This window comes from Halobacillus sp. B29 (assembly GCF_052246755.1).
Lineage (GTDB): Bacteria > Bacillota > Bacilli > Bacillales > Halobacillaceae > Halobacillus > Halobacillus halophilus.
This window is the reverse complement of sequence record NZ_JBQQCM010000018.1, coordinates 40,514-53,269: the sequence shown is the minus strand read 5'-3', so window position 1 is coordinate 53,269 and position 12,756 is coordinate 40,514. Positions and strand designations below refer to the sequence as shown.

Annotated in this window: 12 protein-coding genes; all 12 read right to left on the bottom strand. The window is 42.3% G+C overall.

Annotated elements, in window-relative coordinates:
- Nucleotides 1-217 precede the first annotated feature (217 nt).
- The 12 genes from lysS to ACTWP7_RS18605 all read right to left on the bottom strand — a co-directional run bounded on the left by lysS (nt 218) and on the right by ACTWP7_RS18605 (nt 12,703).
- A complete protein-coding gene (lysS, locus tag ACTWP7_RS18660; RefSeq protein WP_443124465.1) occupies nt 218-1,705 on the bottom strand; it encodes a lysine--tRNA ligase in 1,488 nt (495 codons plus the stop codon).
- Nucleotides 1,706-2,102: 397 nt separating this feature from the next.
- A complete protein-coding gene (gene folK / locus ACTWP7_RS18655; RefSeq protein WP_443124464.1) occupies nt 2,103-2,600 on the bottom strand; it encodes a 2-amino-4-hydroxy-6-hydroxymethyldihydropteridine diphosphokinase in 498 nt (165 codons plus the stop codon).
- Nucleotides 2,597-2,962, bottom strand: a complete 366-nt coding sequence (gene folB, locus ACTWP7_RS18650) for a dihydroneopterin aldolase (RefSeq protein WP_014641386.1) — start codon at nt 2,960-2,962, stop codon at nt 2,597-2,599. The genes folK and folB overlap by 4 nt, the downstream gene beginning before the upstream one ends.
- The gene (folP, locus tag ACTWP7_RS18645) at nt 2,955-3,788 is read right to left on the bottom strand and encodes a dihydropteroate synthase (protein ID WP_443124463.1); all 834 of its coding nucleotides are present in this window, start codon (nt 3,786-3,788) and stop codon (nt 2,955-2,957) included. Before folP ends, folB begins: the two co-directional genes overlap by 8 nt.
- Nucleotides 3,789-3,921: 133 nt before the next feature.
- Nucleotides 3,922-4,851: a cysteine synthase A gene (cysK, locus tag ACTWP7_RS18640; RefSeq protein ID WP_443124462.1), complete on the bottom strand. Its 930-nt coding sequence runs from the start codon at nt 4,849-4,851 to the stop codon at nt 3,922-3,924.
- Between the two features lie 194 nt (nt 4,852-5,045).
- Nucleotides 5,046-5,927, bottom strand: coding sequence for an Hsp33 family molecular chaperone HslO (hslO, locus tag ACTWP7_RS18635; RefSeq protein WP_443124461.1), 882 nt, complete (start codon nt 5,925-5,927; stop codon nt 5,046-5,048).
- 6 nt (nt 5,928-5,933) lie between these two features.
- Nucleotides 5,934-6,725 carry a type III pantothenate kinase gene (locus tag ACTWP7_RS18630; RefSeq protein WP_443124460.1) on the bottom strand — a complete coding sequence of 264 codons (792 nt, stop codon included), beginning with the start codon at nt 6,723-6,725 and terminating at the stop codon, nt 5,934-5,936.
- Nucleotides 6,726-6,852: 127 nt separating this feature from the next.
- Complete coding sequence (gene ftsH / locus ACTWP7_RS18625; protein ID WP_443124459.1) at nt 6,853-8,913, bottom strand: ATP-dependent zinc metalloprotease FtsH; 2,061 nt, start codon at nt 8,911-8,913, stop codon at nt 6,853-6,855.
- 118 nt (nt 8,914-9,031) lie between these two features.
- A complete protein-coding gene (gene hpt / locus ACTWP7_RS18620) occupies nt 9,032-9,571 on the bottom strand; it encodes a hypoxanthine phosphoribosyltransferase (RefSeq protein WP_443124458.1) in 540 nt (179 codons plus the stop codon).
- 11 nt (nt 9,572-9,582) lie between these two features.
- Nucleotides 9,583-10,977: a tRNA lysidine(34) synthetase TilS gene (tilS, locus tag ACTWP7_RS18615; protein ID WP_443124457.1), complete on the bottom strand. Its 1,395-nt coding sequence runs from the start codon at nt 10,975-10,977 to the stop codon at nt 9,583-9,585.
- 84 nt (nt 10,978-11,061) lie between these two features.
- Nucleotides 11,062-11,985 (bottom strand): protein kinase domain-containing protein, encoded by a 924-nt coding sequence (locus tag ACTWP7_RS18610; RefSeq protein ID WP_443124456.1) that lies wholly within the window; start codon nt 11,983-11,985, stop codon nt 11,062-11,064.
- The gene (locus ACTWP7_RS18605; RefSeq protein ID WP_443124455.1) at nt 11,966-12,703 is read right to left on the bottom strand and encodes a VWA domain-containing protein; all 738 of its coding nucleotides are present in this window, start codon (nt 12,701-12,703) and stop codon (nt 11,966-11,968) included. The genes ACTWP7_RS18610 and ACTWP7_RS18605 overlap by 20 nt, the downstream gene beginning before the upstream one ends.
- Nucleotides 12,704-12,756: the final 53 nt, after the last annotated feature.

Here is a 12,756-nt window from a genome sequence, read left to right as displayed (position 1 = left end):
CATTGTGACTCGTTTAAGTCAACAACTTTTTTAAATGATTTTTTGCTTGCCGTTTCCGGCTTGCCGCTCTGTCTTAATGCGACAAGTAATAATATACCACGCTGAAATAATGTTGGCAACACCTTTTTGTATATTTTTTTCTAATCATCTTTCCATTGAATCAAACAAAACCCCCGAAGCCTGTCAGCCGGGGGTTTATAAAGTCATTTATTCCTTTTTATGATTCTCGATTTCTCATCTGAGGGAAAAGCAATACATCTCTAATGGAAGGAGAATCTGTTAAAAGCATAACCAGACGATCAATTCCGATTCCTAAACCACCTGTTGGCGGGAGTCCGTATTCTAATGACTCTAAGAAATCTTCATCCATCATGTGAGCTTCATCATTTCCTTCTTCCCGCTCTTTCAGTTGAGCTTCGAACCGCTCTCTTTGATCAATTGGATCATTAAGCTCGGAGAATGCGTTGGCATGCTCCCGCCCTACGATGAACAATTCGAAACGATCTGTAAACCTAGGGTCTTCCGGATTCTTCTTCGCTAGTGGTGAGATTTCAATAGGATGTCCATAGATAAAAGTAGGCTGAATCAATTTATCTTCAACATATTGCTCGAAAAATTCATTAACGATATGACCAAAAGTCATGGAGTCCTGAATTTCGACATTGTGCTCCTTAGCTAATTCTTTCGCCTGTTCATCACTCATATCCTCAAAGAAATCAACGCCTGTATATTCTTTAATGGCATCGACCATATGCAAGCGTGTCCACTCTGGTTCTAAATTAATTTCCTGCTCGTTATACGTAACTTTCGCAGAACCAAGGACCTCTTTTGCAATGTGGGCAACCATGTTTTCCGTCAGACTCATGACATCATGGTAATCAGCATATGCTTCATACAGTTCCAGCATCGTGAACTCTGGATTGTGTCGTGTAGAGACTCCTTCGTTTCGGAAAACGCGTCCTATTTCATATACTTTTTCCATGCCGCCCACGATCAAACGTTTCAGATGGAGTTCAATGGCAATCCTCATATAAAGCTGCATGTCCAGCGCATTGTGGTGAGTAACAAATGGACGTGCGGATGCTCCGCCTGGGATCCCGTGCATTAATGGAGTTTCTACTTCTAAGAAACCCAGACCATCCAGGTACCGGCGCATGGATTGTATAATTTTACTCCGGGTGATAAACGTGTCACGGCTTCCAGGGTTAGTAATTAAATCTAAGTAGCGCTGACGATACCTTTGTTCTACGTCTTGCAAACCGTGAAATTTTTCCGGAAGAGGACGAAGAGCTTTGGTAAGTAAGTGAAACTCGTCCGCTTTAACGGAAAGTTCCCCTACATTTGTCTTAAACATAACTCCGGTTACCCCTATGATGTCCCCAAGGTCAGCTGTGTTAAAAACTTCGTAAGCTTTCTCTCCGATTCGATCTTTACGAATGTAAAGCTGAATTTGTCCACTTACGTCCTGAATATGGGTGAATCCTGCTTTTCCTTTTCCACGCTTAGTCATAATTCGACCAGCGATAGTTGCAGGAAATTGTTTTTCTTCAAGCTCCTCTTTATTATACTGGTCGTATTTCTCGATGAGATCTTCCGCCAGATGAGTACGTTCGAACTTGTCGCCAAATGGATCCAGGCCCTGTTCACGGTAAGTATTCAATTTATCTCTGCGCACCCGCATTTGTTCATTGAGTTCTTCCGACATTCTAATCACTCCATTCCCTTATCTATTGTATAAGTAAGCCGCTTCAATAATAAAAACTGCCAGCTTCGGACTGGCAGTATTCTAACTATGATTTAGTATAGAAAAGACGTCGAATTGTGTCAACGCCGACGATACTTTCATGCGTCCCCCTGACTCATTATCCTTCTTAAGACTTTAAATACTATGAGGGATGTTTACGTATCTTCATTATAGCCACTTTTTCATTTTTCAATCGAATCATACAGTCTATATGAACCATATATACATCGATCCACCATTGGAGAAACGTTCATTCGCAAGTTTTTCTATTTCTAAATATTCGGCTGTACGGTTATCCAGAAACACTCTGGATGATCGATGCTTTTTCGTCCGAAATTTAAATTAATAAGATTACCTATTATATCCTTCCCCATACCCTCATACTCTGGACATCTTCTGCAGGCAAATCTTCCAGAATCTCGTCCGCTTGTTTAGTTATAAACGGTATCGTTACTTTTGGATTCACTTCCGCTAGTGGTACCATAACAAAAGCTCTGTCCTGCATATGTGGATGAGGAAGAATCAGGCGCTCTGCTCTCATATGTTCTTGATTATATAGCAAAATGTCAAGATCTATTGTACGTGGCCCCCACTTTACCACTCGTTTTCGTCCTAATTCCTTTTCAATGGACTGGCAATGATCAAGTAATTGTAAAGGAGGCAGAGAGGTTTCAATTTGTATAACCATATTTAAAAAATCATTCTGCTCGGTATAACCTACTGGCGCTGTTTCATATACTGCTGATTTTAAAACCACCGTAATCTCCGGGTGATCATCTATGCTGGCCACTGCATTTTCCAAAAATTCTTCTCTCTTAGAAATGTTGGAGCCAAGTGCGATATACGCGGTATTCATTCGGTACGGCTCCGGTATATTTCAATAGCTACCGACTGATAGTGCCCAGGGATAGGAGGATCAGGTTTATAAACTTTAAGACGGCATCCTTGAACGGGACTGAACTGATTAAACAACTCAGCCGAAAGTTTTTCTGCGACCGTTTCCACTAATTTATGTGCTTCGCCTTCGACTACTTTTTTACAGGTTTCATAAATCGCGCCATAATCTACGGATTTCGTCATGTCGTCCGTCTCAGCAGCAGGCTTTAAATCTAGTTCAAGTTCAGCATCTACATAAAAGCGCTGCCCCAGTTTGTTTTCTTCGGGGAAAAGCCCATGATAGCCCCAGAATTCCATTTGATTTACATATATTTTATCCATTAAAACCTTCCTTTCCCATCATAGCATCCATCATTTTTGTCATTCGAGCTATAGATTTCACGTCGTGGACTCGCACAATATGAACTCCCTGGGCAATCCCGTAACAAACCGTAGCTCCTGTACCTTCCATGCGTTCATCTTTAGGTAAATCCAGGATGGTTCCTATAAATGATTTTCGTGAACTGCCGAGCAATAGAGGATATCCCATCGATTCAAACTGGTGAAGATTACGCATCACTGCTAAGTTTTCTTCTTTTGCTTTGGCAAATCCAATCCCTGGATCGAGCACAATGTTTCCTTCTTTAACTCCTGATTGCTTTGCTATATTAATACTTTCCTCTAAGTCAACTTTAATATCGTCAATTAAAGATGTGTAGTTCCTATCGTTGCGATTATGCATTAAAATTATCGGTACATTATAGTCAGCCGCTACCTTCGCAATGGCCGGTTCTTTTTTAGCGCCCCACACATCATTAATAATGGAGGCTCCTGCTTCAATCGCCTTTCTGGCAACTTCTGCTTTATACGTATCAATCGATATAGGGAGATCCACTTCATTGTGAATAGCCTGGATGATCGGAACAACCCGTTCAATCTCTTCTTTTTCACTGACCGGTTCATGGCCAGGACGCGTGGATTCCCCACCTATATCAATAATATGCGCCCCATCCTTTTCCATAGCAGTCGCACGCCGTACGGCTCCTTCTACCGTATTAAACCTGCCTCCGTCTGAAAAAGAATCCGGGGTAACATTTAAAATGCCCATGACTAATGTTCGTTCGGATAAATCGTATGAGTGGTTCTGCATTTTCAACTTAAATCCCATGGCCGGTACCTCTTTCTTTAAAAGCTTCTTTCCCTATCTTACATCATTTTTTTATTTCTATCACTTACCGCACCCGTTTGTTATTCCCATAAAAAAATACGCCCTGTAAAAGAGCGCATTTTTTAAGAATTAATTATTCTTCTTCTTCGAATTGATATAGTGGTGTAGATAGATAACGTTCCCCATTACTCGGAATCACTGCTACAACTTTTTTACCTTTACCAAGTTTCTTAGCTACCTTTTTAGCCACATGAATCGCTGATCCGGAAGAGATCCCGCCTAGAATTCCATCCTTACGGGCAGCTTCGCGCGCCGCAGCAAAAGAATCCTCCGTGTTAACCTGATGAACTTCATCGTAAATTTCTGTATTCAGGATGCCCGGTACAAAACCGGCTCCGATCCCCTGGATTTTATGGGGACCTGGGTCTCCTCCCGACAATACAGGCGAGCCTTCTGGTTCTATGGCATGAATTTGAATATCAGGATAGTGTGCTTTCAACACTTTTCCTGCACCCGTAATCGTTCCGCCAGTGCCAATTCCAGCAACAAACGCATCTAATTGGTCACCCATTTGTTCCACAATTTCAGGACCCGTCGTTTTTTCGTGGATTCTTGGATTAGCTTCGTTATTAAATTGCTGAGGCATGAAATAGTTATGCTGTTTTTGAAGTTCAGCTGCTTTCTTAATAGCCCCTTTCATACCTTCACTTCCTGGAGTCAAAACAAGATCCGCACCATAAGCACGCAGCAGATTGCGGCGTTCCTGACTCATCGTATCCGGCATCACAAGAATGGATTTGTAACCTTTAGCAGCGGCAACCATAGCAAGCCCAATCCCTGTGTTTCCACTGGTAGGTTCAATAATGGTGTCGCCTTCTTTTAGATCTCCGGACTTTTCCCCTTCTTCAATCATGGATAACGCGATACGATCCTTTACAGAGCTGCCCGGATTCATGTATTCCAGTTTCAAATAAATGTCCGCGCTATCTTCCTCTGCAGACCCATTCAGCTTTACCATCGGCGTCTGACCGATAAGTTCACTAACATTATTAACAATTCTCATTTTTTCCACCCCTAAAACCAAGTATTTTGATAGGATTTAACTCTAATGTACTGAAGGATGAGCATATTGTCAAACATTTCAATCATTTATTAGTAACGTTCCCTTTAAAAAAGGGCGAAACAAGATTCCTGTTTTAATTATGCACAAGAATTGTTCCGCCCTGTCTAACTATAGTTACTCTATGAGGCAAGCGATTATTCTGTTTCCTGAGATTGCAGGTTTTTCAATTGAGTAACATCAAATTGATAATCCTCATTACAAAAGTGACACTTAGCCTCCGCCCCTTGATCTTCTTCAATCATGCGTTGAATTTCTTCATCTCCAAGGCTTGCTATCGCCACTTCTACACGCTCCCGTGAACAGTGACATTTGAACTGCACAGGCATCGTATCCAAAATTTGCAGCTTATCTTCTCCGAGCACCGTTTGTAAAATTTCTTCAGGACTTTTTCCCTCTTGAACTAGACTTGAAATGGCTGGCATCTCTGACAAGCGTCTTTCTATTTCACTGGTAGTAGCATCGTCCGCTCCGGGCATCATTTGAATAACAAATCCACCAGAAGCAAGAATGGAATAATCCGTATCCACTAGAACTCCGGCACCAACCGCAGATGGAACTTGTTCAGAATTGGCGAAATAATAGGTGAAGTCTTCACTTATTTCACCAGAAACGAGTGGCACCTGCCCAGTAAAGTGATCTTTCATACCAAGATCCTTAACGACACTTAACGTACCATTTGTACCAACAGCACGGGCTACATCCAGCTTTCCATTTTGATTTAAATCAAAATCTACGTGAGGATTAATAATATAGCCCCGTACTTCGCCCCTTGCATTTGTGTCAGCTATAATAGCCCCGGCCGGGCCATCACCTTCTACTTTTACCGTAATTTTATCCTCCCCTTTAAGCATAGCTCCCATCATGGAACTAATGGTAAGGGTTCGGCCTAAGGCAGCAGAAGTCGTCGCCCATGTATCCTGTCTGCGCCGGGCTTCCTCTACGGTATCCGTTGATTGCACGGCATAAGCTCTTACTTGTCCATCAAAAGCCAGAGCACGTACTAAATAATCTGACATGGCTCATCATTCTCCTTTAAATGCTTTTTTTCCTTTGTTACGCTGATATATTTTATGAAGACCTTTTAAAGTTAGATAAGGATCTACATGATCAATGGTCCTCGACTGACCAGCAATCAGTGTAGCCAACCCTCCTGTCGCAATGACTGTAGGAGTAGACTCAGCTGTTTCTTTCATCCGTCGGACCACTTCATCTACTTGCCCAACATACCCATAAAAAACTCCAGCTTGCATCGCTTCTACTGTACTTTGCCCTACAACGTTATCGGGACTCTTAATTTCAATTTTAGGGAGTTTCGCTGCTTTAGCATACAAAGCTTCCATCGAAATGTTAATGCCCGGTGCAATGGCACCTCCCATATATTCTCCACTTTCGTTAATATAACAATACGTTGTGGCTGTACCAAAATCTATGATGATGAGTGGAAGCGAATAATCCTCAATTGCTCCTACTGCATTAACTATGCGGTCCGCTCCAATCTCTTCAGGATGCGGGTACTTCATCGCAAGACCATGAGATACATTCCCTTCCCCTATAATCATGGGCTGCTTTTTAAAATAATAACGAGACATGCGTTCAAGTGCAAACATTATAGGCGGTACGACAGAGGAAATAATTACACCGTCCATATCTTCAAATGTTAAACCCTCATGATCAAATAGTGATTTAATCAGCATGCCATATTCATCTTCTGTTTTATGTCGATCCGTTTTTATTCTCCAATGATAACTTAATGATCCATTGTCAAATACCCCAAGCACGGTATTCGTATTACCTACATCAAGAACAAAATTCATGCTTACAGCCTCCTGCCTCATTTCCTTCGGCTACCATCATATCACACCTAACCCTTCGCGTGCCCACAAGTGCGCAAACGAAAAATGTCACACCAGCCATAGAGGCCGATGTGACATGTTACGCCAATTAAGAACGACGATCTTCAGAATCTGAATCAGACGTTTGGTCTTTGTCGTCTACTTCTTCAGTAGAAGAGTTATCCTTAGTCGACTCTGACTCTTTTGTTTCTTCTGCTTCTTTTGATTGAATATTTACTCGTACATCATCGTCATCACTAAAATGATCTTTGCCTGATGAAGTATTGTTCTTGATTTTTGCGTTATTCTTACGAGCAAGCTCTTCCAGCTCTTCGTCTGTAGGAAGGCGCTCTTTATCGAAGAGGGATCGAATTTGAGTAGCGTCAAGAGTTTCTACGTCAAGTAGAGTCTTTGCGATCAACTCAAGCTTAGATTTATTATCCGTAAGAATCGTTTTCGCTCGATCGTAACAATAATTGATAAAGTTTTGAACTTCTTGATCAATTTCATAGGCGATTTGATCACTGTAATTTTGTTCATTTTGGATATCGCGGCCAAGGAATACCTGACCACCTGAATTAGAACCAAATTGAAGAGGGCCGAGTTTTTCACTCATTCCATACTCAGTTACCATCTTGCGAGCAATGGCAGTGGCACGTTGGAAGTCATTGTGAGCACCTGTGCTTACTTCACCAAACATAACTTCTTCAGCGACACGACCACCTAGCAGACCAGTAATTTTATCAAACAATTCCGGCTTGGTCATGAAGTAGCGATCTTCTTTAGGAAGCATAACGGCATATCCGCCTGCTTGTCCACGGGGTACGATCGTTACTTTATGAACCATATCGGCATCATCCAGAACCATTCCAATTACCGTATGACCACTTTCGTGGTGAGCTACGATATTACGTTCTTTATTAGAAATTACACGGCTCTTCTTAGCTGGTCCTGCAATAACGCGGTCAATTGCTTCATCCACATCATCCATATCAATTTTGTTCTTATCTCCGCGGGCGGCTACAAGAGCTGCCTCATTCAATAAGTTCTCAAGATCGGCACCTGAGAAACCTGGAGTACGAAGAGCGATCGTTTTCAAATCAACATTTTCAGATAGTGGTTTATCTTTTGCGTGAACAGCGAGTACGGCCTCACGACCTTTCACGTCTGGACGGTCTACCGTGATTTGACGGTCGAAACGTCCTGGACGAAGAAGGGCAGGGTCCAGAATGTCAGGACGGTTAGTAGCAGCGATAATGATAATACCCTCATTAACACCGAAACCATCCATCTCTACTAGTAATTGGTTCAACGTTTGTTCACGTTCATCGTGTCCTCCGCCAAGGCCTGCGCCACGCTGACGACCAACGGCATCGATCTCATCAATGAAAATAATGCCCGGAGCGTTCTTCTTCGCGTTTTCAAATAGATCACGTACACGAGAAGCACCGACACCGACAAACATTTCTACGAAATCTGAACCACTGATAGAGAAGAATGGAACTCCTGCTTCTCCTGCAACGGCACGTGCAAGTAAGGTTTTACCTGTACCAGGGGGTCCTACGAGCAGGACACCTTTAGGAATGCGGGCACCAACGGCAGAGAATTTACGGGGATCTTTTAGGAAGTCTACGACCTCTACAAGTTCCTGCTTTTCTTCGTCTGCTCCGGCTACGTCTTTAAAACGAACCTTCTTCTTGTCTTCCGTGTACATCTTAGCCTTACTTTTACCAAAGTTCATGACACGGCTTCCGCCGCCTTGAGCTTGATTAAGCAAGAAGAAGAATAAGATGAAAATAATGATAAACGGGATGATCGAAGTTAGAAATGTCACCCATGCGCTAGGCTGCTCTTCTTCTGCAACATTAAGAACACTTTGTTCCTGAGCGGTTTGGGTAATATTTGAGACGATTTCATCGTTTGCAGGGATTTTTGCTGAGAATTCCCCTTGATCTTCACCTTCTCCAGCCAGCTGTCCGGTGATTTGAATCACACCATTTACAGGCTGAATGGTCATCTCTTCAATTTGACCATTATTTAATTTATTGTAAAAATCATTTACGTTCAACTGCTGCTGTGGCTCACCTTGACCTCTAAATAGACCGACGACGCCGATAACTACGAGGAAGATAAGTAAATAAAATATAGTATTACGAAATATCCGGTTCATTGCCTACCTCCTCCCAAGCGAGAAAAACTATAGTAAATAGTATCATAACAAAAACGGACGACACAACTAATTACCCTCATTCCTGCAGATTCAAAACTCATAATCATCGATTGATTTTTCATCCGCCGTAAACTTCCGGCTTCAGAATCCCAATGTAAGGTAAATTGCGATACTTCTCTTGATAATCTAACCCATATCCCACAACAAATTCATCAGGGATTTCAAAACCAATCGTATCTGCTTTAATATGAGCAGTACGACCAGCTGGCTTATCAAGCAGAGTTACAACTTTAATGGAATTCGCTTTACGGTATTTAAATAAGTCTACTAAGTAGCTCAACGTCAATCCACTATCGATGATGTCTTCTATAATTAAAATATCCCGCCCTTCCACTTTCGTATCCAGGTCTTTAACAATTTTAACTTCTCCAGACGATCTTGTGCCACCGTGATAGCTTGAAACATCCATAAAGTCCATCTCAAGATGGATTTCTACTCTTTTCAGTAAGTCTGCCATAAATGGAGTTGCGCCTTTTAATACTCCGACGGCTAACGGAAAACGATCCTTATATTCTTCCGTTAAGTGGTCCCCCATCTCCTTACACTTTTCCTGAATTTCTTCTTCCGAAATCAGGACCTTCTCAATTTCGCTGTGCATGTCTGCTCCTCCTACGTTTCTGCTTTATTTTCATAATGCAACCGAAGCCAAGTCCCTGAAGATTCATCCGTACTTCCCCCGCTTTTTTTTAAGCCGACCAGCCATAGGATCTCTCCACTGCTGTCTGTTACAAGCGGCCACGTTTTGCGTAGATGAGCCGGTATTTTCTGGTCAATAAAAATATCTTTTACTTTTTTTGAACCATTCATTCCTCTCAAACGCATTCGATCTCCATTCCGCCTCGTTCTTACAATAAAGGGTAATTTTACGTGATGAGCATCACATGTAAAGACAGAATCTCCCTCTTTTTCCTGAGGACTGCCCCACTCAGCGTATAAATGAGCTCCATCAGGAAGAACAACTTTTTCTCCAGCATTAAGGAAATACTCATACTTATCTTCCTCATCTGAACGGTCAAAAGAAAGGGTCACTTCATCATAAGCGCGAACGGCTTGCAAACCTTGAGGAAAGTCCAGCTTTGCATTCGGTTTGTGATCATATAATAGGTTCATAAACATTTCCTCATGCAAATAGGAAATATCTTCAGTTTGGTTAACATACAGATAGTTCAATATTAGATGAAAGGCACTTCTTTGTAAAGCAAGTGGAAACGTTTTAAAAGTTGATAAGGAGAAATGTACGATTTTCTTCATATTTGAAGAAAAATACATAGTATCTAATACTTCTCCGGCCTGTTCCCTTATGTATGACTGGTCTTCTCTCATCCTTTGGCTCATTGCCTGCATATGAGAATGGAACTTTGGATTCTGCTCCTTTAAGAACGGTATGACATGCTTACGAAATGCATTCCTTGTGTAGTTCGTCTCCTCATTTGAAGGATCTACCCGCGCCATTACTTGATGACGGGCGTTATACTCAGCAATTTGATTCTTAGATAAAGACAGGAATGGTCTTACAAGCCGCCCTCTTCCAAATGGTCTCTGAATCGGCATTCCCTGTAGCGACTCAGGACGTGCACTGCGAACCAGCTGCATCATCATAGTTTCAGCCTGGTCATCACCATGGTGCCCCATAGCCAGTACATCTGCTTTTCTTTCCTCCATCATTTTCTCAAAGTACTGGTAACGCAAGTATCGGGCTGACTCTTGCGTGCCCGTTCCGGCCTCACTTCTGTATGAATGAACATCGACAGAAGTCCCCGCAAATTCAACACCCCATTCTTCACATTGAGTTTTCACAAATTCCAGATCATCAAGGGACTCTTGTCCTCGCAGTCCATGATCGACAGAAATACCAATGACTTTTAGATTCCAGGAGTTTTTAATGGAACAAAGGAAGTGTAGAAGAGCCATCGAGTCCGGTCCTCCTGAAACAGCCGCGAGTACGGTTTGATGAGGGGAAATAAGTTGATGTTCTTTTACAAATGAATGAACGATCTGCTCCATGTGAAGATCACTCCTGTTAAATTCAAACTGCCTGCTTTCTTTCTCCATCGTACCACTCTTATCACCTTCTGCAAAAGAATACACTTATAACCAGAAACTAAATATTGAAAATCCACAGAACACCCCCGCAACTGCAGATAAAGCCAATAGCTCAACCCACTCAGAAGAATGTTTCTGAGCTTTCATTTGCTTCCTGGAAACAGGTGATCCTTTTGCTCGTTTCATTACTATATAGGATAAAGCTTGTTTCATTTCTGAAGCACTTTGAAACTTCCCCTTCCATACTCCTGCAATAAGAGAATGATAAGGTTTTAGATCATTAGAGGAAGAAAGCTTTGCTGCAAGCGTCCTTCTAGGATGAGCTCCTTTTTCAAATTTATTCGGATGCACCATCTCTAACATAATCATGGTGACGGCAAACAAATCATAAGAAGGTTCAGCTTTCCGGGAGCCAAACCCCCAGTATCCTCGATCATAAAACTCTGTGTACTCTTTGATAGCCCGGCCTATCGCTGTAACGCCTCCTACATCAATCCATCGCACTTTGGAATTTGACATTAACAAATTATCCGTCTTCAAATCCCCAAAGACGAATCCCGCTTTGTGAAGATGCTCCAGATCGGTTAACAACTGGATTGTACAAATACCAATCCATTCTTTACTTTTCCCTTTTAAAAAATGGGTAAGAGGCACCCCTTCTACATATTCCATGACATAAAAAGGGAAAACTTGAAGAGACGGTGCTTTCCAATCGTCTACATCAACAAAAGCAGGCCCAAGTTTCACCCCTTGGACCTTACTGAATTTCTTCAACATATTTACCTCAAGCATCATTCTGGAGCTATCTTTCCCTACTTTGAGGGCTACCTTTTCCCCCTGGAAAGTCTGGCATAAATACACGGCGCCGCAAGCTCCCGCTCCAAGTTTTCGGATCACTTTATATTTATGACCATTCCACTTTCCTTGTAAATATGTCCCGGGAAATAATTTAAAATCCTGTTTCTTCATAAGGATCTTCTCCATCCTGCATGCCTCTGAAGAAAGGTTTTTCAGTAAAGGCATAGAGAGCTTCTTTCAGCGCAGGACCCGTAGGCGTGTATCCACCGCTTGAAAGTTTAGAAAAAACGCCATTGATTTCTCCTAGTTCTGGAGTCCATTTAATGACCCGCCGGATCGTATGTTTTACATCGGGAAATGTATAAATACTGAACTGGTTTGATCCGGTACGTGCGTTGAGACTCAAAGAAAGATCATAAAGCGCTTCTTTCACGGTAGGTAATTTATGCTGCATGCTCGCGCTTGTATCCACAAGTACAAGTACTTCAAGTTCACATGCCTCACCTAAATCTTCCACCACTTCTACTACTTCACTCCTTGTAGCGGGTGGCAGCTCTTCAATACTTTGGCCTTCTCCCAGAATTTCCTGTAATTCTTTATTAACGACACCCTGAATGGTTTGAGTCATGGCTTGCCTCGTAACCATCTGCACGGTTTGGGACAAACTTTTCTGATATACAATTTGACTGACGCCTCCACCTGCCTCAGCAATCGATTCAACTTCTTCAAGCCCTTGAGGCTTCTCATTCTGCCGATCGTCAAGAACGCCAATCACATTGACCGTTACTCCCTGATTTCTAGCCAGAGCTGCTACGGCTATAGGGTCTTCTCCATGGTTCGAGCATCCATCCGTCAATAATAGAATTTGTTTTAACCGGCCTGCTTTCATTTCGACATCCCTCCTGTTTCGTTGCTTCCATCTTCGCCGAAAAGGAGGAATCT

What these genes read in the sequence shown, in the direction of transcription:
- ACTWP7_RS18630 (WP_443124460.1), bottom strand. Translation starts at nt 6,725, where the DNA reads ATGAATTTTGTTCTTGATGTAGGTAATACGAATACCGTGCTTGGGGTA.
- ACTWP7_RS18610 (WP_443124456.1), bottom strand. Translation starts at nt 11,985, where the DNA reads ATGAAGAAACAGGATTTTAAATTATTTCCCGGGACATATTTACAAGGA.
- hslO (WP_443124461.1), bottom strand. Translation starts at nt 5,927, where the DNA reads ATGTCAGATTATTTAGTACGTGCTCTGGCTTTTGATGGACAAGTAAGA.
- folB (WP_014641386.1), bottom strand. Translation starts at nt 2,962, where the DNA reads ATGGATAAAATATATGTAAATCAAATGGAATTCTGGGGCTATCATGGG.
- hpt (WP_443124458.1), bottom strand. Translation starts at nt 9,571, where the DNA reads ATGCACAGCGAAATTGAGAAGGTCCTGATTTCGGAAGAAGAAATTCAG.
- ACTWP7_RS18605 (WP_443124455.1), bottom strand. Translation starts at nt 12,703, where the DNA reads ATGAAAGCAGGCCGGTTAAAACAAATTCTATTATTGACGGATGGATGC.
- tilS (WP_443124457.1), bottom strand. Translation starts at nt 10,977, where the DNA reads ATGGAGCAGATCGTTCATTCATTTGTAAAAGAACATCAACTTATTTCC.
- lysS (WP_443124465.1), bottom strand. Translation starts at nt 1,705, where the DNA reads ATGTCGGAAGAACTCAATGAACAAATGCGGGTGCGCAGAGATAAATTG.
- cysK (WP_443124462.1), bottom strand. Translation starts at nt 4,851, where the DNA reads ATGAGAATTGTTAATAATGTTAGTGAACTTATCGGTCAGACGCCGATG.
- ftsH (WP_443124459.1), bottom strand. Translation starts at nt 8,913, where the DNA reads ATGAACCGGATATTTCGTAATACTATATTTTATTTACTTATCTTCCTC.
- folP (WP_443124463.1), bottom strand. Translation starts at nt 3,788, where the DNA reads ATGGGATTTAAGTTGAAAATGCAGAACCACTCATACGATTTATCCGAA.
- folK (WP_443124464.1), bottom strand. Translation starts at nt 2,600, where the DNA reads ATGAATACCGCGTATATCGCACTTGGCTCCAACATTTCTAAGAGAGAA.